This window comes from Ferruginibacter profundus (assembly GCF_054783275.1).
Window position 1 is genome coordinate 777602 of record NZ_BAAGQW010000001.1, and the last position, 26904, is coordinate 804505.

Genomic DNA, 26904 nt, shown 5'->3' on the forward strand with positions numbered 1-26904 from the left:
GGGTATTGGTGAGGGTGGGCTTCGGGCTGTATTGTTGGTACACAGGGCACAAGGGCTGGCGCTGTATACCAACAACGGCTAGAGAAGTATTTCTTCTTACAGATGAAAATGCAGTGGCGTGGGTTGTATGACAAAGAGAATTGGGTATTGGTGAGGGTGGGCTTCGGGCTGTATTGTTGGTACACAGGGCACAAGGGCTGGCGCTGTATACCAACAACGGCTAGAGAAGTATTTCTTCTTACAGATGAAAATGCAGTGGCGTGGGTTGTATCACAAAGAGAATCGGGTATTGGTGAGGGTGGGCTTCGGGCTGTATTGTTGGTACACAGGGCACAAGGGCTGGCGCTGTATACCAACAACGGCTAACGCCTAGCCTGCAGGTATTACAATATTTATGGCAGTACCTTTTTTTCCTGAGGTGATAGAGAATTTGCCCTGTATTTGTTGTGCCCGGCTGGCTATGGATTGCAGCCCTACACCTTTTTTTATCATGGCGGTATCAAAGCCTTTGCCGTTATCAGTAATATCTACAACAACGCCCGAAATATCTTCGTATATAAGTATGTCAACCAATGTGGCATTAGCATGTTTAAGAATATTGGATAATGCTTCCTTTATAATGTACAGGATCTCTATTTTTGTACCCAGCGATAACAATTGCAATGCATAATCATCTATAGCAATATTCTTTGTATACTTATCATCCGCCAGCCCGTTAGCAATTAATAATTCAATCCTTTTTTTAACCGAAGAGTCAGATTCTTCAATCGGAGTATTATACCAGTTATGGCTTTTGCTTCTTACTTTTTCGTATATATCACCTGTATAGGCACTGATAGCCTGTAAACTATCAGTAGCTTCCTTATCTTTCCGGGTCATAATTTCCAGTTCAATCTTCGATTTCAAAAAAACAATATCCCCGGCCAGCTCATCATGCAATTCCCTGCCCAGCCGCTTTTGCTCTTCCTGTTTGGCAATACTGTTTTTATCTTCCAGTTCAGATATCTGCAACTGGCTGGTAATATTCAACCGGTCGATGGTATTCTGTGCCTCCTGGGCTGCAATTTGCTTGGTGAGCTTTACATTTCTGTAGCGGTTATACAGTACAGAGCCAATGGTAATAAAAGAAAGCAGGGAAATAATGGTGACCGATAAGGCCAGGTTTTTCTCTTTTATTTTAATGGCATTATCTTTTTCCAGCTCCTTCACTAGTACTTCTTTTTTGGCAAAATTGTATTTCTGGTTGGCTTCAAATATTTTGCCCTGGTTAGATAGAAAATCCAGGGTATCCCTTACTGTTTTATTGATGGCCAGGTAATGATAGGCTTTTTCCCAATTGTGGTTGGTCTCATAAAAATCCTGCAGCAGCTGCGACGTTTTATATAAAAATGGCAGCCTTAACCTGATAACCCCTTCGTCTTTTCCGGGGTTATCCATTATTTCCTGTAAAGGTTGTTCCAGCAACTGCACGCCTTCTTTTTGTTTACCCATTGCATACAGGCTAAGGGCCTTGTATTTGGTTACCACCAGGCCTATATAATCGTTGATAGATAATTTTGTCTCCTTGCTTTTATTAAGAAAGGTATCGCAGCGTGCTATGGCGGTGTCAAACGCTTTTCTGCTGTAGGCCTCAAGTATCGGGTATACAACAAAAAAGGGGCGGTTGATAGCTTTGCTTTTTCCAAATGCTATAATATCCCGCAGGTTTTCCAGGTAGGCGGTATCATTGGTCTCTTCAAAAAGATTAAAGGTTTGCAAAAACTTTTGCGCTACAGATTCGCCGTAGGCTTTGGCATATTCTTCCCGCCTGTTTTTAACAAGGTCGTAATAATAAAAACTGCTGTCGATATTTTGTATACAAATATGCGGCAGGTTAATGGTGGAGTAGGTGGTGGCCAGGGCGTAAAAAAGCAGCCCCAGGCCAAAAGTATCTTTCTGGGCCCGGGCTTCATCAAGGCATGTATTAATAAAATTAACCGCCTCTTCCTGTCTTCTCATTTTTGATAACAGGGTGCCTTTTAATCGCTGATGCCCTACTTTTATTATTTTGGTGGTATCGTACTTAGCTGCCAGTTCCAGCACCTGGTCGGTATAGGCCAGGCTTTGGGCATAATCACCTACCAGGTTATAAAAAGCCGTCAGGCGATACCCGATCTCTAATTTTTCATAAGGATTCTTCTCTGCCTTAAAATCAAGGCATAGGGAAGTGGTTACAGAATCGTACACCGGGATAAACTCTTTGGGTATGGTAAGGCTGTTACGAAAATTACCGATGACCGATAATTTTTCCTTTACCGTTAATGTTTTTTTACCGGTGAGTGGCAGCCCTGTTTCTTTAGGCAGCGATGCTATAAACGCATCACTTAACTGGGCAGAAACTTTTGCGCAGCAGGCCAGGGCAAACAAAATGGCGATCAGCTTGTTCATTTTATCAGGTGTAGGTGTTGTGATAAAATACACAAAAATACCAACAAACCAAAATTTAAATGCAATAAAATGGCGGTTTATTAATGCTGTTGTTTACAAAATAATATTGCACCTGCGCATGCGTGGGGCACAGGGGTACACTGTATAAATAAGGTAGTAAAACCGCTAATTTATGCGGTATAGTTTACCTGTAAATGTTACTATATTTGTAACCATACAATCAATTACAATATGGAAAAAACAATACACCAGGGCCGCAATGTAAAACGCTTTAGAGAAATGCTGGGCATTAAGCAGGAAGCCTTTGCCGCCGAACTGGGCAACGACTGGAACCAGAAAAAAATATCGCTGTTGGAAAGTAAAGAAACCATTGATGCTAAACTATTGGAGCAAATTGCGGCAACGTTGAAATTACCCGTGGAAGCTTTGGAAAATTTTGATGAAGAACAGGCGGTAAATATTATTGCGAATACGTTTGATAATGGTTCAATTCTAAACGGCATTAATCACAATCCTATATTCAACCCAATTGATAAACTTGTTAAGCTGCATGAAGAGAAGATTGCTTTGTATGAACGGATGCTGAAAGAGAAAGATGAGATGATGGAGAAGCTGGAGAAAATAATTAATAAGCAATAAGGGATAAAAAGATAGTTGTTGGCCTCTGCGTTGCGGAGGCTTTTTTTGTGGCGTGTAGATGGAGGTAAATACTATACTGTGTTTATTACGTAGTAGTCCTTTAGGAGAGCCGCTGCTATTAATTGACATTGGTGGGCAGACGCTGCATAACAATGATGACTTAGTGACTAAGAAAAAATAATACTAATCAAAATACAACACTAGATAATTGCCTACCCCATTTTTTTAAATCAAAAGATGCTTCACCTTCGTACTCAAGCAAAAAAGGTATGATGGGCACTTTTAATTTTAATTTGGCTTTAATATCCATTTCATCCTTAGTTTTCTTATTAAGTGCTTGCCATTGCAAAAGAATATCCTTTGGTAGCTGAGATAACTTTACGTCAAGGGCTGTATTTATCGCCATTAATTTTACTTTTGCATCTTCATTGCTAAAAACAGTATCAATTTTTTCTAGCATACCTATTAATGATTGTTTTCCATATTGACTCAATGAGAGTATTTTTATGATGTCATCGTGTTGAAGACTTAATTCATTCTTAATCATGTCCAAATCAATATGAGTTTTCTTAGTTGCTTTTTGCACAGAGTCAAAACCATGTTTTATGTAATCTTGTAAATCTTTATTTGTAATTACCTTTTTGTCGGGCAATAGATTATCCAGTAGTGCAGAAAGTAATACATCTTCTGAGCTTAATTCACATTCAATTGTATTTTTTATACCTTTATCTAATCGTGAAATTATGGTTTGGTAATTGTAATAATGCCTTTTGGCATTATTTAGACAAAAGTTACAAATACAGGGTATTTTAAGTTCACATTGAATTCCTTTGTACTCTCTATGGATACTATCTAAAGTAGATTTAATGGCACCAAATAATTCTCTTTGTTGAACACCTGCGATTTCTATTGTAATGGTTTTAGCGACTCTGTTTTCTATAATTCTTGCTTCAGTGTTATTCTCCTTTAACCACACTCCCTCACTCCAGGTATATTCATCGTTCTCAATCTTTTCGCATAGTTCAGCTGTAAGTTGATTAACAATACCTCGAGGTAAATGTACGTACTGATATATAATTCTTAAACTTACTAATGAACTGAAAGTTCTATTTGGCATAATAGCTGGAAGTAACGCTGGTATTATATATGCATCAATTTTTCCCTTTTGACGATATGCTAGTTTGAATTCTTGCATTAAAGCCACCAATTGAACTGCATGATGTCCATAATCCGACTCCTCATCCCAAATTTTTTTTGCTTCTCCTAACGTAAAATAACCTTTATGGTTTTGGTTTATTCCTTCATTGAATACCAATTGAAAAAGAGCCCTAGTTGCCCACTGTCTTTCCAAAATTATTTTGTCATGCAAGACTGAATTATTCCTATACCAAAGTATTATACCCAATTTGTGCAAGAAATCCCCTACATCTTCGATATCAACTATAGTCGATATATTTAATTTATTACAAAGAGATACAAATTCTCCATAGTTAATATAAGGCACATTTAGCTTAGCTAATTCTTCCCTTAATTGAAACCAATGCATTGGGATTGTTCTTTGTACGATAGGAAGTTGTTGTATATGTTTTTGAATAGCTAATTCTAAATCTAGAAGACCCTCATTACTTAATAAATTTATCTCATAAATATCGCCCTGGATATTAAAATGAGGCTTGTAAGGGGCAATATTTAGCCTTCTGGGCACCCCATTACGCTTATTTTGCACAAAAAGTATAGGACTTTCTCCTCCAAAGAGTCTTATTGTTTGTAGCCAGTATTCCAAATCATCATTCTCTCTACTAGTTTCAGTAAGAAGTACATACAGGGCACTATCATTCATAAAGAGTCTGTGGAAATTATGAATAATTTGTTGACCACCAAAATCCCATATATAAGCTGTAAAAACATAACCTTCATTTGTATTAAAATTATAGTTACTCACATCAATTTCTTTAGTGCGCTCATCTTTTTGGGGTAGAGTTTTTTGTTTATCTTTAAGTCTCCAGCTAAGTGATGTTTTACCCGATTCCCCACTTCCAGCTAAGATCAGCTTGGCTTCAAAAACCTTCTGTTGACCTTGCGAAGCAATGTTTTCAAAATACCGCAAAACAGCGGCTTTGCCTTCCTCTATTACTTCGATAGGTGGTGTACTTAATGGATTTTTAAAAGCATTAATTTCACCTAAACTGATACTCTTTTCTTTAAAGACAATATTTAAAGCATTGTCATTTTGTTTAAGGAGTCCTAATAATGGGGTAATATCTTTGATTCCATTTCTCGATATATCTAACTGTTTTAAATTAGGAAGTTCCCTTAAACTGTCGATTTCCATAATTTTATTGTAACTAATATCCAATTCCTCTAAAGCCTTCAATTTCTCGAGTTCAGTAATATCAGTAATTTCATTGGAGCTAATATCTAAAAACATTAGATTTTCTAGTTTTTCCATGCCCTCGATTTGTCTAATTTCATTTGCGCTAAGATTTAAGGACACTAAGTTTGTGAGATTTTTTATCCCAATACATTTTTGAATTCGATTTGAACTGATATCTAGCTCTTGTAATGATGTCAGTGTGTCTAAACCTTGAATTGTCTTAATTTGATTAAATGCCAATATTAAGTTGGTAACATGGGTGCATTGGCAAAATAATTTATAGATTTCTCCTCCTTCGATAAAATCTTCGTCTATTAGGTTAAGACTGATTAAATTCAAATATGAAGTTTTGGTTTCTATTGATTTTTCTATCAATTTAATAGCTTGAATATTCATATTATAGATTTAACTTTAAGTTGCTCCTGAAAGTAGAATTTTTTATATTCTATAGTTTTGCCCTTTTTTTTTACAACAACAGATGCAGTTGCTATTTGACCTACCCAAGCTGATAGCCGAAAATATATAAATAACGTTAAGAAGCTGCCCAAATCATAACCTTGTACGCCTTAAATATGAACTAACTTAACCATTTTCAATTACCTTATTTAAACCGTTAGTATCTATAATCGCAACAAAGTTTTTCTTTTCAGAACCATTGGGATTTCGTTTTGCTTGGCTTAGGCTTAATGCATGTAATAAACGATCTTTAAATGATTTATGTCCGTATCTTTTTCTATGTCAAATTCGGTTACTCAACAACTAATAGTCATTTTTTCTCTTTTCTGGTTTTGATGATCAATTAAAAAGTCATAATCTAATACCCAATTTTTTAATCGAGTTCCAAATTCGTGTCCTGCTTGATAATTATCCCCGATTTTTGAAAATATCCAAAATTCGTCTCCCCAAACCTTATTAGAACATCTTCATCCGTTCTAGGTTTTATAAGCTTTGCCAACTGCTGTAAAACAAAATCCCCTACCTTATGTCCATATGTATCGTTAATCCTTTTGAAATTATCTATATCAATAAATAGACCTCCAAATTGAACATTAGTTTTGAATTTATGCTATAGTTAACTGTTGATAATTTGATTAATAATTAAAATTGGAACAAGTTTTTTATGAAACTGCTAAACGTTTTGCTAAAGTCAAATAAAAATAATATTTAATACCCAAACTTAGAAACTATTTTCTTTAACTCATGCTTTGATAAAAGCTCAATAGAGCTATATGTTGAGAAGAGGCTAACCAAAGGAATCATTTAAACGACAACGCAGCCCGATAGCATTTCAAATACCCCTGCCACAATGCTCACAAAAGTGGAACGCTTTCAGGTGTACTCAACAGAATCAAAATCTGTCTCTCGTACAAATAGAGCGTCCCGACTACTAGTCAGGAAAGTTTCAGGTTTTGTAATTATTATGAAGATTGGTGAGTTGCCTGGCGAATTTGAAACGGGGGTGCCTGTAATTCAAGGCAGTTTTTGGGAAGTAAAGTTTCTGCTGTAAAGGGTTCTGGTCGCTGTAGTGCCCCAACCCATTAAATTAACGCAACGTTGATCAGCGTTTTCTCTGCTTCTTTTTTTCTTTGCAATGAAAATGTGCAGGTGGCTGGTAACAGCAGTGGTGATAGACAGTTTATACTGCAAACAGTTGTTTTTCGCCTTAGTCGTTTTCACACCGACCCAATAACCCAATCTACACCTAAACAAAATACCAACACTGTTATATCCAACAACCAGCACCCATCCCGGCTTACGCTCCGGCATACATCCGCAGCAAAATACCTTATTGCCGGCACAGCCATACCATCGCCGTAGCAAAGCCGGCTTTACTCCGTACCAGGGTCGTGTATAGATAAAGCAGGTGCAATGCAGTTAGCCCACCTGCAACACAAGCTGCACTGCCATAAAAGCTTAATGAAATGATACCGTGGTTTGCCCGGTTTTTATGCTACGCTCTTTTTGGCCGTTAATAAAATAGCTAATGCAATCAGCACCGAAGCCGTCATCACTACGGCCATGGCTGTTATGGCATCCAGTAACAACATACCTGCCCCTGCAGAGATAAGCCCGCCCAAACCAATTTGTATAAAACCCAGCAGGGCCGATGCGGTGCCGGCATTTTTGGCAAAGGGTGCCATGCACAGTGCTGCCGCATTGGGGTAGCTGATGCCGCAGCAGCACAGCAATGCAAACAATAATACCAGCACTGCCGGTAACCCATACCAGCCATTTACAGCACCGGCTAAAAATAGCAGTGCCACCAGCGCCTGCACCAGTAATGCCGATTGTAATATCTGCCGGTTGCTGAATCTTTTTGTAAGTATATGGTTAAGCTGGCTGCCACCAATAAAACCTACTGACAGTAACGCAAACACGCCGCCGTATAATTTTTCGGTAAGGCCAAAATGGCCCATAAAAATGGCAGGGGAGTGTGCCACATATACAAACAAACCCGAAAAAGAAAAAGAACCGGCCAGCGCAAATACATAAAACTTTGGTGCTGTTAATACCTCTTTAAAGCCCTTAATAATGGGCAGCGGCCTTAACGACATTGTTTTATCGGGCACATGGCCTTCGGGCAAAAAGAAAAATACCAGTACTACAATAATAGTGGTAATGGCAGCAAGTACAATAAACACGGCATGCCAGCCCCAGTTTACAATTATAAAACTTCCGGCAGTAGGTGCCAGCAGCGGCGATACACCCAATATAAGTACCAGCAACGAAATGATACCGGCACTTTTTTCGGGCGGAAAAAAATCCCTTACCATGGCCATGGCAGCAACCGAAGCTACGCAGCCGCCTAAAGCCTGTACAAACCTTATCACCCATAGGGCTTCTATTGTGGATGCGGTAAAGCAACCAATTGTTGCCACAATGTACAATACAAGGCCGGCATACAAAGGTGGTTTTCTGCCAAACCTGTCCAGTAAGGGGCCGTAAAGGATCTGCCCCAATGCATACCCTAAAAAATAAGTAGACACAGATAAAGCCACTTTATCTATCTGCGTATTAAAATCCCGGGCTATCTGTGGAAAAGCCGGCAGGTACATATCAATAGAAAATGGCGTAATGGTATTAAGTGCACCCAGTATAAGTATGAGTATAAAATTCTGCTGTTTGCCACGGGCTCCTGTCATCATAAAATTGCTGTTGTTAATTGAGGCGGCAAATGTAAAACAATATGGGGCACAGTTACAGCGCCTTTAGTATTGTAAAAATAAACTACACTGTTCCTGGTCTGCAGTGTAGCAAAAAGCGTTAGCATACCAACGGTATCTTTCTCTTTTTTGCTGTAAGGCCCCCTGCAAAACACCAATGGCTTACGCTGCTTTGGTTGCTGCATGCACTCAACCACTACGGGCTGAGAAAGCTATGCCATGATAATTGAACGGTTATAATAAAAAGCAGTGTGTTTGCAGATTCCCCTTCAGGGGGCATAAAAAAGCCCCGGTCAGGAATGAGCCAGGGCTATGTATTTATTCACCTTTAAAAAAGAGATAATTAATATCTGTACGCTTCAGGCTTAAATGGTCCTTCCTTGGGTATGCCTAAGTACGCAGACTGTGCCGGTGTAAGCTCGTCCAAAACTACACCAATTTTTGCTAAATGCAAACGGGCAACTTTTTCATCTAATACTTTTGGTAATACGTACACTTTGTTTTCGTATTGTTCGCCCTTGGTCCACAATTCAATTTGTGCCAGAGTCTGGTTGCTGAAGCTGTTGCTCATTACAAAACTTGGGTGGCCGGTAGCACAACCTAAGTTTACCAGTCGGCCTTCTGCCAGTACAATAACATCTTTACCGTCGATGGTGTACATATCAACCTGTGGTTTGATGGTGTTTTTAGTTGAACCATAATTAGCGTTCAGCCATGCCATATCAATTTCAATATCAAAGTGACCGATATTACAAACGATCGCTTTATCTTTCATTACACGGAAGTGAGCTTCAGTGATCAAATCACGACAACCTGAAGCCGTAACGATGATATCAGCTTCTTTAACTGCATCAATCATGCGTTTTACTTCAAAACCGTCCATAGCAGCCTGCAAAGCACAGATAGGGTCAATTTCGGTAACGATTACACGACAACCGGCACCTTTTAAAGAAGCAGCAGAACCTTTACCTACGTCGCCGTAAGAGCCTACCACAGCCACTTTACCAGCCATCATTACATCAGTAGCACGGCGGATAGCATCTACCAATGATTCTTTACAACCGTATTTGTTATCAAATTTACTTTTGGTAACCGAATCATTTACGTTAAAGGCAGGAACTGGCAATGTACCTTTTTCCATTCTTTCGTATAAGCGGTGTACACCGGTAGTGGTTTCTTCGCTTAAACCTTTTACGTGCTGTATCAGTTCAGGGTAGGTATCAAAAACCATATTGGTTAAATCACCACCATCATCCAGTATCATATTTAAAGGACGGTCGGCACCACCAAACCATAAGGTTTGTTCAATACACCAGTCAGCTTCTGTCTGTGTTTGTCCTTTCCATGCAAATACACCAATACCTGCAGCAGCAATAGCAGCAGCAGCCTGGTCTTGTGTACTAAAGATATTGCAAGAGCTCCATTTTACTTCTGCACCTAAAGCCACTAAAGTTTCAATCAGCACCGCAGTTTGAATGGTCATGTGCAGGCAACCTGCAATTCTTGCACCTTTCAATGGCTGGCTTGGTCCGTACTCTTCACGGATGGCCATTAAGCCCGGCATTTCTGCTTCGGCTAATTTAATTTCTTTACGGCCCCATTCAGCGAGGCTCATATCTGCAACCTTATTTTTAAGGCTGAAGTCGATGGAGGTTTTTGTTATTGTAGACATGTTTTATTTTTTAGAACACAAAAGTACCATTTCAGCATAATATTCTACAGATTTGTGTAAATTTGGTGGATTATTATTTTATTATCATTTAAAAAGGATAAAACCCTGTTTACCCATGGCAAAAGCTACTAAAACAGAAAAAACAGCTACAGACAATGTTGCGTTGGATACCAAAGACCTTACCATACTCAGCCTGCTGCAGCAAAATGCCCGTATGCCGGTAAAGGAAATTGCCGATAAAATTCACCTGAGCACCACGCCGGTACACGAGCGCATCAAGCGCATGGAAGCCAGCGGTGTAATAAAACAATACGCCACCCTGGTTGATCATACCAAAGTAAACAAAAGCCTGATCGCTATCTGTTATGTTAGTTTAAAAGAGCATAGCAAAACTGCGGGTACCAAATTTGTAAAATCCATTCTTGCCATGCCCGAAGTAGTGGAATGTTTTACCATCAGCGGCGAATATGATTTTATGCTGAAGGTAATGACGGCCGATATGAATGCCTACCACGATTTTCATGTCAACAAATTAAGTAACATCGACAATATGGGGCATGTGCAGAGTGTGTTTGTGATGGGCGTGATAAAGGATACGCATCAGTTGGTGTATGGGTAAAAATACAGGTACACGGATAACACGGGTTGGATGGATTTTAATAAATAGATAATGCTACTACGCAGCATACAGGATGGGTGCTGGAAATACAGGAACACGGATGACTCGGGTTAGATGGATTTTAAAAAATAGATGATGCTGCTACGCAGCATACAGGATGAGAGCAGGAAATACAGGAACACGGATGACACGGATTGGACGGATTTAAAAAATAGATGATGCTGCTATGCAGCATACAGGATGAGAGCAGGAAATACAGGAACACGGATGACACGGGTTAGATGGATTTAATAAATAGATGATGCTGCTACGCAGCATACAGGATGAGAGCAGGAAATACAGGGACACGGATAACACGGATTGGACGGATTTAAAAAAATAGATGATGCTGCTATGCAGCATACAGGATGAGAGCAGGAAATACAGGAACACGGATGACACGGGTTGGATGGATTTTTAAAATAGATGATGCTGCTACGCAGCATACGGGATTAATGTGATTGATTATCCATACTTTTCTGCTTTGCAGAAAAAAAAATCCGTTTTCATCCGTCTAACCCGTTTCATCCGTGTTCCCAAAAAGCTTGCATAAGTAAAGCTGCGAAAAAAAAGAATCTCACTTTTCTGCTTTGCAGAAAAAAAATCCGTTTCCATCCGTCTAACCCGTGTCATCCGTGTTCCCAAAAAGCTTGCATAAGTAAAGCTGCGAAAAAAAAGAATCTCACTTTTCTGCTTTGCAGAAAAAAAATCCATTTTCATCCGTTTAACCCGTTTGATCCGTGTTCCAAAAAAATCCTTGCATAAGTAAAACTATAAACTTATTACACAGAAAGTTCCATAATATAATCCTTCATAAAATACCCATTGCCAATATCAAAATCAGCAGTAGCAATAATAGTAAAACCCAGTTTGGTATAAAAATGTTGTGCAGGATTATCACGCTTTACCTGCAACTGTAATGCAGTGGCATGTTGTGGTTTTATCTCGTCCACAATGTACTGAATGATGAATTTACCCGTGCCTTTGCCCTGTTGCGAAGCCAGCACATAAATTTTATGCAGCTTCCATACGGTGGGTTGTACCTGGCTGTAAGAGGCAAATGCAACAGGCTCGTTGTTATCGTAAATAATAATGAAAGTACAATGGTCAATTTCAATTTGTTGTTGCAGGGCAGCCGGGCTGTAAATGAGGTCCAGCATGTAATCGATCTGGTCCTGGGTTAAAAGCTGGCTGTAGGTTTGCGGCCAGATGGCAAAAGTGAGTTGCCTGATAAGCGGAATATCTTTTACCGTTGCTTTCTTTACTTCGGGCATTATTGAACAATGGACAGTTTAAGATTGGGTGCAAACATCAACTTACCCTGAGCATCTTTTACCACCACATCAAAGAAAAATATTTCTTCCCCGGTTTTCAATTGCTCCGAGATTGTTTTTTTCCAGATATCAGAAAGGGGAGTGGTTTTAAAAGAGCTGGCTACCACGCTGTTGATGGGGGTTACTTTACCGCTTTCTTCATCTTCTGTAACGGCTTTTCTCCTGTACAGGCATTGATAGGTAACGATGGTATAAGGGATCTTTTTATCGTCGGTAATGGTTAGCGGCAGGCTGATCAGGTTTAAGGCTTCATCTACAGAAACACCCACAGAATCGGACCTGTTGCCTAAAGCAGTTTTTAATTTGGGCAACTTATTTTTTACAGTGGTTACTGCAGGTTTACCAGGTTTTGGTTTTTGTGCCAGGGCAGCAGTAGTAACTGTTGACAGGCAACATAAAACAATGATATTTTTTAATACTGGCATTATAGTTTTTTTGTAACAACGAATTTACGTGGTAAAAAGTATTTGCAGGGGTAATTTAACAAACTCTTTGAGGGCATGAGACGTGAATAGTGAATCGTCAATCGTGAGTGACTGACCGTTCACGACTCACCATTGACGATTCACGAACACAGGTAAAACATTATAAAGAAGCCAGGCTTTCTTCAATAGCTTTTATCCGGCTTAAAGCATCGGCTTTCTTTTTTTGTTCCAGTGCTAATACCTCCGGTTTGGCGTTGGCAACAAACTTTTCGTTGCTTAATTTTTTTTCTACCGATACAAGAAATCCTTTCTGGTGTTCCAGGTCTTTCAGCAGGTCATCCTTTTGGTTGCCAATATTCATTGGTTGTTCTGATGCTATATAAAATTTATCATTACCAATTACCGCGGAAATGGTATTGCTTACTTTATCATCAACATACAAAATGGCTTTTGCATTCAGTTGCTTAGCGAGGATGTTTTCGATTGATTTGTAAGTTGCTGCGATGGCTGTTTGAATATGTAATTGAATCTGCTCTTTCGGTTTGATCTGGTTTTTATTTCTTACATCACGAATGCCTGTGATTACGTCTTTCAATAAATTACCTTGTTGCAAAATGGCAGCATCAGCATTTTTAAATGCACTCAATTGTTTTACGCACAAGTCTTCATTTCTTTCTTGCAACAGGTGATAAATTTCTTCTGTTACAAAAGGCATGTAAGGATGGAGTAATTGCATTAACTCTGTAAAGAATTCAATCGTTTTGTTATAAACGGTTGCTTCAATAGGTTGTTCAAATTCTGGTTTCACCCATTCCAGATACCAACTGCAAAAGTCAGTCCATATCAAGCTGTAAATAACTTTCAATGCTTCACTCAAACGGAATTGTTTTATCAATCCATCAACTTCAGCTTTCACTTCATGTAATCTATTTTCGAACCATTGTATAGCAAAACTATTTTGTGCTCCCAACGAGCTTTGAAGTTGCTGCTCTGCGCTTATTTTCCAAACAGTCTTCACCAATTTCAATGCGTTCCACATCTTGTTATTGAAGTTTCTGCCTTGTTCTAAAGACGATTCATCAAACAACAAATCATTTCCCGCAGGCGAAGCAATCATGATTCCAAAACGTGTGGCATCGGCACCGTATTTATCTATCAATCCTAACAGGTCGGGTGAGTTACCCAGGCTTTTACTCATTTTCCGGCCTTGCTTATCTCTTACTATACCGGTAAAATAAACATCACTGAATGGTTTCTGGCCCATGTATTCATAACCCGCCATTATCATCCTTGCTACCCAAAAGAAAATAATCTCCGGTGCAGTTACTAATGTGTTGGTAGGATAATAATATTTTACTTCAGCATTGCCAGGGTTGCTTAATCCTTTAAACACTTCAAATGGCCAAAGCCATGAAGAGAACCAGGTGTCAAGGCAGGCGTCATCCTGTTTCAATGTAATATTGCTGATATCAGCCTGCGGATGTTTTATCTGCCATTCTTTTTTAGCCTCTTCTTCATTTGTTGCCACTACATAATTTCCTTCTTCATCAAACCATGCCGGTATCCTGTGTCCCCACCACAGTTGCCTGCTGATGCACCAATCTTTTATATTGGTCATCCAATGACTATATGTATTTTTAAATTTAGCCGGGTGAAATTTTATTTCTTCACTCATTACAGCATCCAATGCAGGCTCACTTATTTTTTTCATGCTAACCCACCATTGCAGGCTTAAACGGGGTTCTACAACGGTATCTATATTTCTTTCGCTATAACCAACTTCACTGGTGTAATCTTCAGTCTTAATTAAATAACCCTTTTCTTCCAGTTCAATGGCAATCTTCTTTCTCGCTGCAAAACGATCTTCACCAATAAATATTTGTGCCGCTTCGCTTAAAGTGCCATCATCATTTAAAATATCAATTACTTCAAGATTATGTTTTTGCCCTAATTGATTATCATTCATGTCATGTGCAGGCGTAACTTTTAATGCGCCGGTACCAAAATCCATCGTAACATAATCATCTGTTATAATAGGGATACGACGATTGATCAAAGGCACAATTGCAAACTTGCCATGTAAATGTTTATAGCGCTCATCATTGGGGTTTACACAAATGGCTGTATCTCCCATTATTGTTTCAGGTCTTACTGTCGCTATGGTAATGTTTTCATCTCCGCCATCTATTTTATAAGATAAGTAGTACAGCTTTTGCCTCGTTTCTTTTCTTATTACTTCCTCATCACTTAATGCAGTTTTAGCCACCACATCCCAGTTGATCATACGTTTGCCACGGTAGATCAATCCTTTTTTATACAGGTCTACAAATACTTTTATTACCGACTGGTAATAATCTTCATCCATAGTGAATGAAGTCCTGCTCCAGTCTAAACTGCAGCCTAATTTTTTCAATTGCTGTAAAATGATGCCGCCATATTTTTCTTTCCATTCCCAGGCATAGCTTAAAAATTCTTCTCTTGTTAAAGAAGATTTGGTGATGCCTCTTTCACGTAACATGGCCACCACCTTTGCTTCGGTAGCAATAGAAGCATGGTCGGTGCCGGGCACCCAGCAGGCGTTTTTGCCTTCCATACGGGCACGGCGTACTAAAATATCCTGGATGGTATTATTTAAGCAATGGCCCATATGTAACACGCCGGTTACATTGGGCGGTGGAATTACCACCGTATACGCTTCCCTTGCATCGGGGGTGCTGTTAAAATATCCTTTATCCAGACAATGCTGGTACCATTTTGCGTCGATAGTAGTAGGTTCAAAATTTTTAGTCAGTTCCATTTTCGTCGTTCAATTTTTTCAGGACTGCAAAAGTACGAAAAAGCAGGCGAGGGGAGAAGTGCTGCCTGAAAAAGATGAAGAGCAGATATATTCATGCACCTGTGGTGCTTTTATGGGGAACGCAGATTTTTATGATGGTGATGATAAATTATGATTGATCTGTGTAAATCATGATCATCATAAATATCTGCGTTCTGTATTGTCCGCCGCAGACGGAATGCTTACTTATAATTCTTGTCAATAGTACGAAAAAGCAGGCGAGGGGAGAAGTGCTGCCTGAAAAAGATGAAGAGCAGATAAATTCATGCACCTGCGGTGCTTTTATGGGGAACGCAGATTTTTATGATGGTGATGATAAATTATGATTGATCTGTGTAAATCATGATCATCATAAATATCTGCGTTCTGTATTGTCCGCCGCAGGCGGAATGCTTGCTTATAATTCTTGTCAATATCATCCCATCCGCAACAGCAAACAAGGAAGCAGCACCTGTTTTTTATTTTGTGCTTTAACAAAACTCAACAAAACAAAAGAAGCGATAAACAGTATCCAATGTTTTGAGTACATCACTTACAATTTCTCAAATCTGTAAAAAGTGAAAACAGAACGGTATACCTTTGCAGTCTAAACGATTTGTTTTTATGAAGGAAGTATATATCATCTCCGCAGTCCGTACGCCAATGGGAAGTTTTGGCGGAAGTTTAAAAGATTTTTCTGCTACTAAATTAGGGGCGGTTGCCATTAAAGGCGCTGTTGAAAAAGCAGGCATAAAACCTGAATTGGTAAATGATGTGTTGATGGGCGCTGTAATACAAGCCAATCTTGGACAAGCACCTGCAAGGCAGGCCGCAAAATTTGCCGGTTTACCCAACGAAGTAAATTGTACCACCATAAATAAAGTTTGTGCCAGCGGCATGAAAGCCATTGCACAGGCAGCTCAAAGCATTTTATTAGGCGATGCCGATATTGTAGTGGCTGGTGGTATGGAAAGTATGAGCAATGTACCTTTCTACTCAGAAAATTTGCGCTGGGGCAATAAATATGGCAATGTGGCTTTTATTGATGGCCTTGCCAAAGATGGTTTAACAGATGTGTACGATGGCAAAGCCATGGGCAATGCGGCAGAACTTTGTGCTACCACCTGTGGTGTTAGCCGTGAAGAGCAGGATGCATTTGCAATAGAAAGCTACAAACGCAGCCAGGCTGCCATAAATGCCGGCAAATTTGAAAATGAGATTGTGCCTGTTGCCATTCCGCAACGCAAAGGCGATCCCATTTTATTCAGTAAAGATGAAGAACCTTTTAATGTAAAGTTTGATAAGATACCTGAATTAAAAGGTGCTTTTGTAAAAGACGGTACCGTTACTGCTGCCAATGCAAGTACGATGAATGATGGTGCCGCAGCACTGGTTTTAATGAGCAGAGAAAAGGCTGAAGAACTGGGTTTAAAACCGATTGCTAAAATTTTATCGTATGCCGATGCCGAGCAGGCGCCGGAATGGTTTACCACCACACCTTCTTTAGCCGTACCCAAAGCAGTTGCCAAAGCAGGTTTAAAAATGGAAGATATCAGTTATTGGGAATTGAATGAAGCATTTGCTGTAGTTGGTATTGAAAACAGCAGGCGCATGAAATTAGATCCTGCAACAGTAAACGTAAATGGTGGTGCCGTAAGTTTAGGCCATCCGTTAGGTTGCAGTGGCGCAAGAATAATTGTTACCCTCATCAATGTATTAAAACAAAATAATGCAAAGTATGGTGCTGCCGGTATATGCAACGGCGGCGGTGGTGCCAGTGCCATGGTAATTGAAAATGTATAAGATCAACCACGAATTGCACCAGTTTTCACGAATGTGTTTTATTAGCGTTCTTTGCTGCAATTAGTGGCAATAAAAAACTATAAAGTAGTTTCAAAATAATTTTTGCTAAAAGTGATGCGCAACGGCATCACTTTTTTTATACTTACAATTTTACTTTGTATTGCTTCATGATGTCTGCCAGCAGATCAAAGCGGTATTGTATATCATATTGCTCCGACAGTATTTTAAAATCACCGGGCTTAGGCCGATTACCATTTTCGAAAAGTGCTGCCAGGTCAATCATATAATCTTCGTGGCCACCGGGTAAGCAGATATCAATTGTTTTTGCAGGTGCATTGCTGCTATTCCAAAAAGTATGTACAACGCCTTTAGGCCTCAGGTGCCAGCCGCCTGCTTTTACTTCTGTTATGTCATCCCCGGTCATAATAAAAACGCTGCCTTCTTTTACATGGCATATTTCATCAAAGGTTTTATGCAGGTGTGGTGGTGCCCCCAATTCTCCCGGTTGTATTATGCTTTCCCACAGGCCCATGTGGCCGGAAGTTTGTTGCTTATTTAATTTGAATGTAATATCCATATCACCCACTTTGCCTTTTTTACCTTCGCCTGGTGCAATGTAAATGGCTTTTGCGCTATCAATACTTTCATTAAACCCGGTGGCAAAATTCAGTTTGGGTAAAAAACCGGCTCCCAGTGTTAATGCCGTCATACGTTGTATTAACCGACGGCGGTTGATGTGTACAGGTTGATTCATGCTGTATAATTATGTAGCACAAAACTAGTTTACCGCCAGGGCTGCTGATAGTATAAACACGACAAGTATTTTATAAGCTCAATGGCGGGCCAATAATTTTCATGTCATTATCAAGGTGTATTTTTTTTACTTCTGCTTCTGTAGGCGGATGCGTAAGGTTATTCATTGTTCTGAAAAAATCTTCCATTTTACCAGCAGGTTGTACAAAATATACCAGCCTGCCTTTATCTGTAAGTTGCAGCCAGGTATGCGGTACATTACGGGGAAGAAAAATAGTATCACCGGCCTGTAATTCCTGTGTACTATCGCCAACCACAAAACGATAATTGCCTTCTGCCACATAAAAAATTTCGTCCTGGTAAAAATGAAGGTGCAGGGAAGGACCGCTTTTTTCGTACCCGATGTATTCAAATACGGCCAGCTGGTTACCCGTATCTTTTTTAGAGATCTTAATATCGTTGGGGTTCTTTCCCTTGTATAAAAAAGATTCTCCGAATCTTCCCTTGCCTGCTTTTACAGTAAAAGATTTTTTACTGCTGTTTTTTGACAACAGTGCATTAGAAAAACCAATAGCAGGTATTGCTGCCAATGTGGTGGCTAAAAATTGCTTGCGTTTCATAATTGTTTGTTTAGTACACAAACATAATGACCAGCGCCGTGCATAAAGTAGTAAGAGAAAGACTTTCTGGTATCAGGTTTCAGCTTCGCCCAATAAACGTTCCGGTGCCTGGTTATCTATTTTAAAAAATTCCGGTGGCGTAAATCCTGTAAATAATTTATAGGCTTTGGAAAGGTGCGGATAATCGTAATAACCGCAATGCAGGGCAATAGTTAACCAGTCTTTTTCGGGAAAGCGGTTTTTCATCCTGAATGCTTTGTCAAAACGTATCACCTTTAAAAATTCTGTAGGATTAACACCTGTGCTATCATAAAATTTTCTGTCAAACTGCCGGTGGCTCAGGTAAGCTTGCTTTACAAACCAGTCCAATGGCCTGTCTGCTTCTTTAAGCATCAGGTTGCAGATCGTGTTAACAGGATGGTTGTCTTTTTTTATCTTTTTAAATTCTTCCTGTAAAAAAAGTTCCACTATTTTTATCATGGCCGCATAATCTTTTGCATGGTATAATTTTTCATTTACCGCAGCCACTTTAGGGCCCAAAATTTCTTCTGCATCTAGTAGCATATTCGTCAGTTTTACCGCAGGCATGCCCAGCCATCTTTGCAAAGCACCGGGTTGAAAAACGACCTGTACCGAAAGAAAATTATTTTCCATCTGCCGGTTACTGATCACCGTATGCTGACCGGAAATAATAGCATTTTTTGTAGTTAGTGCAGGCGCCCCATCAGGATAGCTGATTATATTTTTACCGGCAGGGAAAAACTGCAGGCAATGCTCGGGCCTTGGGGTATATGCTTTGGCAGGAATTTTTATGGATGCCGGAAATACAAAATGGATCAACCTGAATAGTCGTACATACTCGGTTAGCGAGGGGTGTGGTATGATCTCGTTCAGTAGCATCTGTCGGCCTCAAATATGCAACTATTTTGCCGTATCCGGTAGTATAAAAAAGACATCTTAAAAACTAAGCATAAATTGTAATTGTGCCGGGGCATTGGCTACTTCTTTGGCAATTGCAGAAGGCGTTACGCCTGCAAATTCCTTGCAATCACGTATAAAATGCATCTGGTCAAAATAGCCACAGGTATGTGCAATATGCGTCCAGCTCAGGCTGGTATTGGCTTCGTACAGGCGGTAGGCTTTTGAAAAACGGATCAGCCGGGCATATAATTTTGGCGGCAGGCCAATGCGTTCTTTACATTGTCTCTCAAACTGGCGCAGGCTTACGCAGGCCATTGAGGCTATTTTCTCAATGGCAACCAGGCCATCATACTTTACCAGTTGGGCCATGGCACTGTCAAATGGTAAGGATCGTTTAGCCAGTTTAATTTTTTCCAGCAAAAATGCTTCCACCACTTTTATCATATCATCGTAGGCCATGGTATTAAACAGGCGTTCATTCACTTCCCTTATCTGCTGATTAAAAAAATCGGCACTGTCGCAGGCATAATCCAGCATCCTGTGCATTGGCAAACCAATAAGGCGATGCAATCCCCCCGGATGAAAGCCTACTCTTATTACAATGTGGTCGTGCCCTAATTTTAAATTTACCCTGTGCAATTGAGGCCCTACTATAATGCTGTTGGGGTTAGCGATTTCTTTGCCCTGTACACGGGCAATAATGGGCATACGTGCATAAAAGAAAAGGCTTTGTTCAGGCAATGGCGGGTAGGGGATTTCGGCGGGAGGTTTTGTTACATCAAACTGTTCAGCAAATATCATTATACTGCTGACTACATGCTGTAAAAGAGGATGCGGTTGATAAAATTTTAAAAACACCGGTTGCTTTTAATGAGTTACTGCCTGCTGTAAATTACATAATAATTATATCCCTGCTTCAAAACTAAACGGGTTAAGGAAAATAAAATAGTACAAAAGCGACATGTATGCGGTGGCACTGTTTACCGCTGGTATAATTTTTTCCATTAAAATAGTATAATTCAACCGCTGCCGGATTTTTCTCCTGATAATAATATTAATTTTAAGGCTTAAACTTATTCAATGAGAAAAATATTATTCGCAGGTTTTGTTTTAGCAAGTGCGGCAGCGGCAGCGCAATCGGATTCTGCCTTTACCATCAATGGCACTTTCAGTAAAGTAAAAACGGGTACCATCTACCTTACAGTGTACGGGGCATCGGCCGCAAAAAAAGACAGTGCAACTATTACAGGTGGAAAGTTCAGCTTTAAAGGCTTTGCCGCCAAACCTTCCACTGCGGTATTGACTATTAAAGACCGTAAGGAAGATTACCTGCGTTTTTATGCAGAAGCCAGCCAGATGAAAATCAGCGGCACCGGCGAAAAGTTAAAAGAGCTAACCATCAGCGGCAGCAAGCTGAATGAAGACGATAAAAAATATTCCGCAGCGATGAAGCCTGCCAATGATGCCGAAAAGAATTTTTACGACCTGTATGATAAAGCGGCAAAAGATAAAAACACGGCGGTTACCGATAGCCTGGATGAAGCAGAAGAATCTATTACTGTTTTAAAAAGAAAGTATGCCGCTGATTTTATAAAAGCCAACAGATCTTCGGAAAGAAGTGCTATGGCCATCACCGATAATTTTGGTTATTATGCTGAGGCCGGCGATGTAGCGCCTTTATACAATATGCTGGATGAAAAAGTAAAAAAATCTGAAAGCGGTATAGCGGTAAAGAAGATGCTGGATGCTTACCAGAGCGTTGCTGTTGGCCTGCTGATACCGGATATTAAACAAAAAGATACTTTGGATAATGAACTGAGCTTATCTTCTCTTAAAGGGAAATATGTACTGGTAGATTTCTGGGCCAGCTGGTGCGGCCCCTGCCGTAAGGAAAATCCCAATATTGTAAAAGCGTACAATGCCTATAAAGACAAAGGTTTTGAAATATTCGGCGTATCGTACGACAGTGAAAAGGGAAAAGAAAAATGGAAGGCTGCCATTGTAAAAGATGGCCTGGTATGGAAACAGGTAAGTGAATTGAAAAGCTGGCAGAATACCACTTCAGACCAATTTTATATCAAAGCCATTCCTGCCAATATATTGCTGGATAAAGAGGGCCGTATCATTGCCAAAAATTTATTTGGTAAAAAATTGCAGGCCAAGCTGGCTGAAATAATGCCGTAGTTGAAAGGGAGAGGGATACAAAGTATATAGTAGCTGGTGATACGGAGCAGCAATCACCCGGAATAAAATAGCGGCCGGCACAAGTTGTATTACCCTATATACTTTATTTGCTTTTTTACTTTATCTACCTTATTTACTTTCTCTTATTTATAGCAATACAATTTGTTGGTCTGCCTCCGATGAAATAAATTTGCAAACTTTAAGAGAACAGGCAACTATTAAACAAATTAACCAATTAACCAATTTAACATGCGTCAAATAGCATTAAGAGAAGCCCTGAGGGAAGCCATGCAGGAAGAAATGAGAAGGGACGAAAGAGTGTTTTTAATGGGGGAGGAAGTAGCAGAATACAATGGTGCTTATAAAGTAAGCCAGGGAATGCTGGAAGAATTTGGCGAAAAAAGAGTAATTGATACACCTATCGCTGAACTTGGTTTTTCTGCAATTGCAGTAGGTGCAGCTCAAAACGGCCTTCGCCCGATTGTGGAATTTATGACCTGGAACTTTGCTGTTTTACCTTTAGATCAAATATTAAATACCGCTTCTAAAATGCTGGCAATGAGTGGCGGACAGGTTGGTTGCCCTATCGTTTTCAGGGGAGCCAATGGTAGTGCAGGCCAGTTGGGTGCCCAGCACTCCACTGCTTTTGAAGCCATGTATGCTAACATACCGGGTTTAAAAGTGATCAGTACCTCTACACCTTATGAAGCCAAAGGACTTTTAAAAGCTGCTATACGTGACGATGATCCGGTTATGTTTATGGAAAGTGAAGTGGCTTATGGCGATAAAGGCGAAGTACCGGAAGAAGAATACATTTTACCCATCGGTAAAGCATTTATAAAAAGAACAGGTAAAGATGTTACCATTGTTTCTTTTAATAAAATGATGAAAGTGGCGATGGCTGCGGCAGAAGAGCTGGCAAAAGAAGGGATTGAAGCAGAAGTAATAGACATTGCCACAATCCGCCCGTTGGACTGGTTCACTATTTTAGAGAGCGTTAAAAAAACCAATCGCCTGGTTATTGTAGAAGAACAATGGCCATTTGCATCGGTATCTTCTGAAATTGCTTACCGTATACAAAAGGAAGGATTTGATTATCTGGATGCCCCCATCCGCAGGATCACTTCTGCAGATGCACCAATGCACTATGCCCCTAACCTGGTGGCCGCTTACTTACCGGATGTGCCACGTACTGTAAAGCTGGTAAAGGAAGTGATGTATCTTAAAAAATAAGCATTACATTTTTGGTATGATATTAGCAGGGTAAACAAAAACGTTTACCCTCATTTTTTATATATGCAACAAAGGATATTAATTATAGCACTGTTATTGGCAAGCATCAATACACAGGCGCAAAAATTACACCTCACCTTGTTTGGTGGTTTCAGCAATTACCAGGGCGACCTGCAGGATAAAAGATTTACGTTGGACCAGGCGCACCCTGCATTTGGCGCAGGCGCTTTATATGAGCTATCCGACAGGTTTGCTGCCAGGGCCAATGTTACTTTTGGAAAAGTGAGCGGGGATGATAAGAACAATTCAAAAAATGCACTTCGTAACCTGAGTTTTTCATCTCCCATAACAGATATCCACCTGGGGCTGGAGTATAATTTACTTAATCCTTACGAACATTCATTAGCGCCTTACCTGTTTGCAGGCATCAGCTATTTTAGTTTTAAGCCTTCAACTAAAGATTCTACCGGTAATAAAGTGTATTTACAACCATTAAGCACCGAAGGCCAGGGCTTTTACCAGGGTAGAAAAGTGTATCAACTGCACCAGTTCTCTATTCCTTTTGGTGGCGGGGTCAGGTTGTCTATCAGCGACAATATCCGTGTAGGTTTTGAAATTGGTTTACGTAAAACCAATACTGATTATATTGATGATGTGAGTACCACTTATATAGATCAGAATATATTATTGGCTAACCGTGGCCAGAAAGCTGTGGACCTGGCTTACCGCGGCGATGAATTAAAAACAGGCCTGGGTTACCCGGCCGATGGCACACAGCGTGGAGGTTCGAAAAATAAAGACTGGTATTATTTTTCCGGCTTTAATATCAGTTTCAGGTTGCATGGTAACGGGGCCGGAGGTAGCAACGGGTCGGGAGGTAAATCAAAAACCGGTTGTCCTACCAATATTTACTGATCATACACCTATAAAATTTAAATAACAGCTGCCTTGTATCTGAATGATACTAAGGTTTTGTGTCAGCTGGTTTCTCCAAAGCAAATTATATATTTCTGCCCGGGCCAGCCTGTTCTGAATTACACAGAACTATTTTACTCCAAATCTGTTTTACCTTTGCGTAAATACATCAGATGAGTTATAGATCGCTGGAGCAATGTTTACTGGATCTGGAAAAGAACGGGCAATTGATCCGCATAAAAGAAAGTGTTGACCCTTATCTTGAAATGGCCGCCATTCATTTGCGGGTGCATGAAGCTGGCGGGCCGGCTTTATTATTTGAAAGTGTAAAGGGCAGCAGATTCCGTGCGGCATCCAATATTTTTGGTACGCTGGAGAGAAGCAAATTTATCTTCAGGGATACGCTGCAAATTGTACAGCAACTCATCGAATTAAAAAATGATCCGGTTACAGCCATCAAACATCCCATAAAAAATTTCAGTGCAGGAGTAGCAGCTCTTAAAGCGTTACCACTTAAGAATCCCATCAGCAAACCTGTTTTATTCCAGGAAATAAAAATATCAGACATTCCGCAGATTCACCATTGGAAAATGGACGGTGGTGCTTTTGTTACATTGCCGCAAGTGTATACAGAAGATATTGATAAGCCCGGCATCATGAATGCCAATCTTGGGATGTACCGCATACAGCTTTCGGGCAATGATTATGCAATGGACAAAGAAATTGGTTTGCATTATCAATTGCATCGTGGTATTGGTGTGCATCAAACCAAGGCCAATAAAAAAGGACTGCCTTTAAAAGTAAGTGTGTTTGCCGGCGGCCCACCCTCACACAGTGTAGCTGCGGTAATGCCCTTACCCGAAGGCATAAGCGAAATGACTTTTGCAGGTGTATTGGGCAACCGCAGGTTTCGCTATACGTATAAAGATGATTTTTGTGTTAGTACCGATGCTGATTTTGTAATTACGGGAGAAGTATATCCCGGTGCTACAAAGCCGGAAGGCCCTTTTGGTGATCATTTGGGTTACTATAGCCTGCAACACGATTTTCCATTAATGAAAGTGCATAAAGTATATGCCCGGCAAAATGCCATCTGGCCTTTTACTGTTGTAGGCCGACCGCCGCAGGAAGATACCAGCTTCGGACAACTGATACATGAAATGACCGGCAGTGCTTTGCAGGAAGAGATACCGGGTTTACAAGAAGTGCATGCGGTGGATGCGGCTGGGGTACATCCTTTATTGCTGGCTATCGGCAGCGAAAGATACACCCCTTATGCGCCTGCCAAACAACCGGCAGAAATTCTGACCATTGCCAATCATATTTTAGGCACAGGACAATTGAGCCTGGCTAAATTTTTATTTATTACTGCAGGTGATACCAACAAAATAAGCACTAACAATATTGAAAATTATCTGCGCTTTATTTTGGAACGTATCAATTTAAAAAGAGACATTCATTTTTATACCAACACCACCATTGATACTTTGGATTATAGTGGCACCGGATTGAACAGTGGCAGTAAAGTGGTACTGGCTGCCTATGGAGAAAGAATAAGAGAACTGGCAACAACAGTACCCGACTGCCTGAATAGTTTACAAGGCTTTGAAAATGCACAACTCGTTATGCCGGGTGTGGTGGCTTTGCAAACCAGGAAATTTAGTGATTACGCTACTGCTAATAGTCAGTTACAAGCATTAAGTACTCAACTCACGACTCACGTCTCACTGCTCACGAACCTGCCTTTTATTATAGTGTGTGATGATGCCGGATTTGTAAGCGCAAAACTGAATAATTTTTTATGGGTAACTTTTACCCGCTGCAATCCATCGCATGATATGTATGGCATTGATAGTTTTACAACCAATAAACATTGGGGCTGCAATGGCCCGTTGGTATTTGACGCCCGGATAAAACCACATCATGCGCCGCCGGTGGAAAAAGATGCGGCTGTTGAAAAAAGTATTGATAGAGTATTTGAGAAGGGTGGGAGTTTGTATGGTATCGTATAGCCGATGTTTTAATTATCGAACTAATATCAAAATCTGGCGCAAGTGTTCTGCCGCAGGCAGTTCACTTGTGACTTCTGATCTTAGCGGTTTGCAACCGCGGCTCCCCTTTGTCCAAAAAAATCTTTCCCTTTATCGTATATCCCACTATTAATTAAAAATAAGAATACCCTTGCCTTGCAACGCCATTTAAAGCTAACCGGCCTTACTATTGTTTAAGGCCCTTTTATGTCTGGTAAATATAAAGTTGGTGAAGCTGCGATACCCCATTTCGTAACATTCTCGGTTGTTGGATGGATCGATGTGTTCAGCAGAGAGCAATACAAAGAGTTGTTTGCAGAAAGTTTACAATATTGTCAGCAACATAAAGCATTGGTTGTACACGCCTGGATAATAATGACCAATCATGTACACCTGATTATTAGCAGCAATACTGATAAGCTTGAAAATATTGTCAGGGACCTGAAAAAATATACGAGCCAACAAATCATAAAAGCGATACGGGAAAATAACAGTGAAAGCAGAAAAGAATGGATGTTAAATATATTCGGTTATACCGGACGGGGTAACAGTAACAATAAAGACTATCAATTTTGGAGACAGGATTATCACCCGATAGAATTAAATACTACAGAAAAAATACAACAGCGGTTGAATTATCTACGTGAGAATCCTGTGCGTAGTGGCCTGGTATGGGAGCCATGGCACTACAAATACAGCAGCGGCATTGATTATTATACCAAGGAACATAGGCTGTTAAAAATTGAACACTTGTAATATTTAACAGAGGTTGGGCTGCTTTTGAAATGACATGTCTTTTATTTTACGTACGTTTATGCTGCGGTTGCAAACCGCTAAGATCAATAGGCACAAGTGGCCTTCCTTCGGAAGAACACTTGCGCCAGTAGTGGAACATGGGCCGTTAAAAATTGAACACTTGTAATATTTAACAGAGGTT

21 protein-coding genes and 1 pseudogene are annotated in these 26904 nt (G+C 40.1%); 10 read left to right on the forward strand and 12 right to left on the reverse strand.

All coding sequences use genetic code 11. The features are described from left to right. The first annotated feature begins 102 nt into the window (after positions 1-102). A complete protein-coding gene (locus ACYVM0_RS03090) occupies positions 103-366 on the forward strand; it encodes a hypothetical protein (RefSeq protein ID WP_460552293.1) in 264 nt (87 codons plus the stop codon). Positions 367-369: 3 nt separating this feature from the next. Here the strand turns inward: ACYVM0_RS03090 and ACYVM0_RS03095 are convergent, their stop codons facing one another. Further along, entirely contained in the window at positions 370-2427 is a 2058-nt protein-coding gene (locus ACYVM0_RS03095; RefSeq protein ID WP_460552296.1) for a sensor histidine kinase, read from the reverse strand. Between the two features lie 231 nt (positions 2428-2658). Here ACYVM0_RS03095 and ACYVM0_RS03100 point away from each other — a divergent pair, with 231 nt between their 5' ends. Further along, the gene (locus ACYVM0_RS03100; RefSeq protein WP_460552299.1) at positions 2659-3066 is read left to right on the forward strand and encodes a helix-turn-helix domain-containing protein; all 408 of its coding nucleotides are present in this window, start codon (positions 2659-2661) and stop codon (positions 3064-3066) included. Positions 3067-3253: 187 nt separating this feature from the next. Here the strand turns inward: ACYVM0_RS03100 and ACYVM0_RS03105 are convergent, their stop codons facing one another. Both ACYVM0_RS03105 and ACYVM0_RS03110 read right to left on the reverse strand, forming a co-directional pair. Then, complete coding sequence (locus ACYVM0_RS03105) at positions 3254-5836, reverse strand: COR domain-containing protein (RefSeq protein WP_460552302.1); 2583 nt, start codon at positions 5834-5836, stop codon at positions 3254-3256. Positions 5837-6269: 433 nt separating this feature from the next. Continuing rightward, positions 6270-6482 (reverse strand): annotated as a pseudogene (locus tag ACYVM0_RS03110) (diguanylate cyclase); the annotation flags it as partial. A 512-nt stretch (positions 6483-6994) separates the two neighbouring features. Between ACYVM0_RS03110 and ACYVM0_RS03115 the strand changes: the two are divergent. Beyond that, entirely contained in the window at positions 6995-7258 is a 264-nt protein-coding gene (locus ACYVM0_RS03115; protein ID WP_460552305.1) for a hypothetical protein, read from the forward strand. Between the two features lie 128 nt (positions 7259-7386). On the opposite strand, the gene ACYVM0_RS03120 is transcribed toward ACYVM0_RS03115, so the two are convergent. Further along, entirely contained in the window at positions 7387-8586 is a 1200-nt protein-coding gene (locus tag ACYVM0_RS03120; protein WP_460552307.1) for a multidrug effflux MFS transporter, read from the reverse strand. 361 nt (positions 8587-8947) lie between these two features. Beyond that, positions 8948-10276: an adenosylhomocysteinase gene (ahcY, locus tag ACYVM0_RS03125; RefSeq protein WP_460552310.1), complete on the reverse strand. Its 1329-nt coding sequence runs from the start codon at positions 10274-10276 to the stop codon at positions 8948-8950. Positions 10277-10391: 115 nt separating this feature from the next. Between ahcY and ACYVM0_RS03130 the strand changes: the two genes are divergently transcribed. Continuing rightward, positions 10392-10895: an Lrp/AsnC family transcriptional regulator gene (locus ACYVM0_RS03130; protein ID WP_460552313.1), complete on the forward strand. Its 504-nt coding sequence runs from the start codon at positions 10392-10394 to the stop codon at positions 10893-10895. A gap of 821 nt (positions 10896-11716) precedes the next feature. Here the strand turns inward: ACYVM0_RS03130 and ACYVM0_RS03135 are convergent. From ACYVM0_RS03135 to ACYVM0_RS03145, 3 genes are all read right to left on the reverse strand, one after another. Further along, positions 11717-12208, reverse strand: a complete 492-nt coding sequence (locus ACYVM0_RS03135; protein WP_460552316.1) for a GNAT family N-acetyltransferase — start codon at positions 12206-12208, stop codon at positions 11717-11719. Beyond that, entirely contained in the window at positions 12208-12693 is a 486-nt protein-coding gene (locus ACYVM0_RS03140; protein WP_460552319.1) for a hypothetical protein, read from the reverse strand. Before ACYVM0_RS03140 ends, ACYVM0_RS03135 begins: the two co-directional genes overlap by 1 nt. A 160-nt stretch (positions 12694-12853) precedes the next feature. Then, entirely contained in the window at positions 12854-15490 is a 2637-nt protein-coding gene (locus tag ACYVM0_RS03145) for a valine--tRNA ligase (RefSeq protein ID WP_460552322.1), read from the reverse strand. A 642-nt stretch (positions 15491-16132) separates the two neighbouring features. On the opposite strand from ACYVM0_RS03145, the gene ACYVM0_RS03150 reads away from it, so the two are divergent. Further along, entirely contained in the window at positions 16133-17311 is a 1179-nt protein-coding gene (locus ACYVM0_RS03150) for an acetyl-CoA C-acyltransferase (RefSeq protein ID WP_460552325.1), read from the forward strand. A 142-nt stretch (positions 17312-17453) separates the two neighbouring features. Here the strand turns inward: ACYVM0_RS03150 and ACYVM0_RS03155 are convergent, their stop codons facing one another. From ACYVM0_RS03155 to ACYVM0_RS03170, 4 genes are all read right to left on the reverse strand, one after another. Then, positions 17454-18065: a cupin domain-containing protein gene (locus ACYVM0_RS03155; protein WP_460552328.1), complete on the reverse strand. Its 612-nt coding sequence runs from the start codon at positions 18063-18065 to the stop codon at positions 17454-17456. A 70-nt stretch (positions 18066-18135) separates the two neighbouring features. Beyond that, complete coding sequence (locus tag ACYVM0_RS03160; protein ID WP_460552331.1) at positions 18136-18684, reverse strand: cupin domain-containing protein; 549 nt, start codon at positions 18682-18684, stop codon at positions 18136-18138. Positions 18685-18756: 72 nt separating this feature from the next. Beyond that, on the reverse strand, positions 18757-19584 hold the full coding sequence (locus tag ACYVM0_RS03165; RefSeq protein WP_460552334.1) for a helix-turn-helix domain-containing protein: 828 nt from the start codon (positions 19582-19584) through the stop codon (positions 18757-18759). Positions 19585-19641: 57 nt separating this feature from the next. Then, the gene (locus ACYVM0_RS03170; protein WP_460552337.1) at positions 19642-20463 is read right to left on the reverse strand and encodes a helix-turn-helix domain-containing protein; all 822 of its coding nucleotides are present in this window, start codon (positions 20461-20463) and stop codon (positions 19642-19644) included. Between the two features lie 222 nt (positions 20464-20685). On the opposite strand from ACYVM0_RS03170, the gene ACYVM0_RS03175 reads away from it, so the two are divergent. From ACYVM0_RS03175 to ACYVM0_RS03195, 5 genes are all read left to right on the forward strand, one after another. Next, positions 20686-21789 (forward strand): redoxin domain-containing protein, encoded by a 1104-nt coding sequence (locus tag ACYVM0_RS03175; RefSeq protein ID WP_460552341.1) that lies wholly within the window; start codon positions 20686-20688, stop codon positions 21787-21789. 249 nt (positions 21790-22038) lie between these two features. Continuing rightward, on the forward strand, positions 22039-23022 hold the full coding sequence (locus ACYVM0_RS03180) for a pyruvate dehydrogenase complex E1 component subunit beta (protein WP_460552344.1): 984 nt from the start codon (positions 22039-22041) through the stop codon (positions 23020-23022). A gap of 63 nt (positions 23023-23085) precedes the next feature. Then, the gene (locus tag ACYVM0_RS03185) at positions 23086-23937 is read left to right on the forward strand and encodes a DUF6089 family protein (protein ID WP_460552347.1); all 852 of its coding nucleotides are present in this window, start codon (positions 23086-23088) and stop codon (positions 23935-23937) included. Between the two features lie 173 nt (positions 23938-24110). After that, entirely contained in the window at positions 24111-25949 is a 1839-nt protein-coding gene (locus ACYVM0_RS03190; protein ID WP_460552350.1) for a UbiD family decarboxylase, read from the forward strand. A 225-nt stretch (positions 25950-26174) separates the two neighbouring features. Continuing rightward, a complete protein-coding gene (locus tag ACYVM0_RS03195) occupies positions 26175-26723 on the forward strand; it encodes an REP-associated tyrosine transposase (protein ID WP_460552353.1) in 549 nt (182 codons plus the stop codon). Positions 26724-26904 lie beyond the last annotated feature (181 nt).

Coding starts and splice junctions, on each gene's coding strand:
- ACYVM0_RS03130 (WP_460552313.1), top strand. CDS start 10,392: ATGGCAAAAGCTACTAAAACAGAAAAAACAGCTACAGACAATGTTGCG.
- ACYVM0_RS03120 (WP_460552307.1), bottom strand. CDS start 8,586: ATGATGACAGGAGCCCGTGGCAAACAGCAGAATTTTATACTCATACTT.
- ACYVM0_RS03160 (WP_460552331.1), bottom strand. CDS start 18,684: ATGAAACGCAAGCAATTTTTAGCCACCACATTGGCAGCAATACCTGCT.
- ACYVM0_RS03135 (WP_460552316.1), bottom strand. CDS start 12,208: ATGCCCGAAGTAAAGAAAGCAACGGTAAAAGATATTCCGCTTATCAGG.
- ACYVM0_RS03090 (WP_460552293.1), top strand. CDS start 103: ATGAAAATGCAGTGGCGTGGGTTGTATGACAAAGAGAATTGGGTATTG.
- ACYVM0_RS03195 (WP_460552353.1), top strand. CDS start 26,175: ATGTCTGGTAAATATAAAGTTGGTGAAGCTGCGATACCCCATTTCGTA.
- ACYVM0_RS03185 (WP_460552347.1), top strand. CDS start 23,086: ATGCAACAAAGGATATTAATTATAGCACTGTTATTGGCAAGCATCAAT.
- ACYVM0_RS03180 (WP_460552344.1), top strand. CDS start 22,039: ATGCGTCAAATAGCATTAAGAGAAGCCCTGAGGGAAGCCATGCAGGAA.
- ACYVM0_RS03155 (WP_460552328.1), bottom strand. CDS start 18,065: ATGAATCAACCTGTACACATCAACCGCCGTCGGTTAATACAACGTATG.
- ACYVM0_RS03150 (WP_460552325.1), top strand. CDS start 16,133: ATGAAGGAAGTATATATCATCTCCGCAGTCCGTACGCCAATGGGAAGT.
- ACYVM0_RS03145 (WP_460552322.1), bottom strand. CDS start 15,490: ATGGAACTGACTAAAAATTTTGAACCTACTACTATCGACGCAAAATGG.
- ACYVM0_RS03140 (WP_460552319.1), bottom strand. CDS start 12,693: ATGCCAGTATTAAAAAATATCATTGTTTTATGTTGCCTGTCAACAGTT.
- ACYVM0_RS03175 (WP_460552341.1), top strand. CDS start 20,686: ATGAGAAAAATATTATTCGCAGGTTTTGTTTTAGCAAGTGCGGCAGCG.
- ACYVM0_RS03165 (WP_460552334.1), bottom strand. CDS start 19,584: ATGCTACTGAACGAGATCATACCACACCCCTCGCTAACCGAGTATGTA.
- ACYVM0_RS03100 (WP_460552299.1), top strand. CDS start 2,659: ATGGAAAAAACAATACACCAGGGCCGCAATGTAAAACGCTTTAGAGAA.
- ahcY (WP_460552310.1), bottom strand. CDS start 10,276: ATGTCTACAATAACAAAAACCTCCATCGACTTCAGCCTTAAAAATAAG.
- ACYVM0_RS03190 (WP_460552350.1), top strand. CDS start 24,111: ATGAGTTATAGATCGCTGGAGCAATGTTTACTGGATCTGGAAAAGAAC.
- ACYVM0_RS03095 (WP_460552296.1), bottom strand. CDS start 2,427: ATGAACAAGCTGATCGCCATTTTGTTTGCCCTGGCCTGCTGCGCAAAA.
- ACYVM0_RS03105 (WP_460552302.1), bottom strand. CDS start 5,836: ATGAATATTCAAGCTATTAAATTGATAGAAAAATCAATAGAAACCAAA.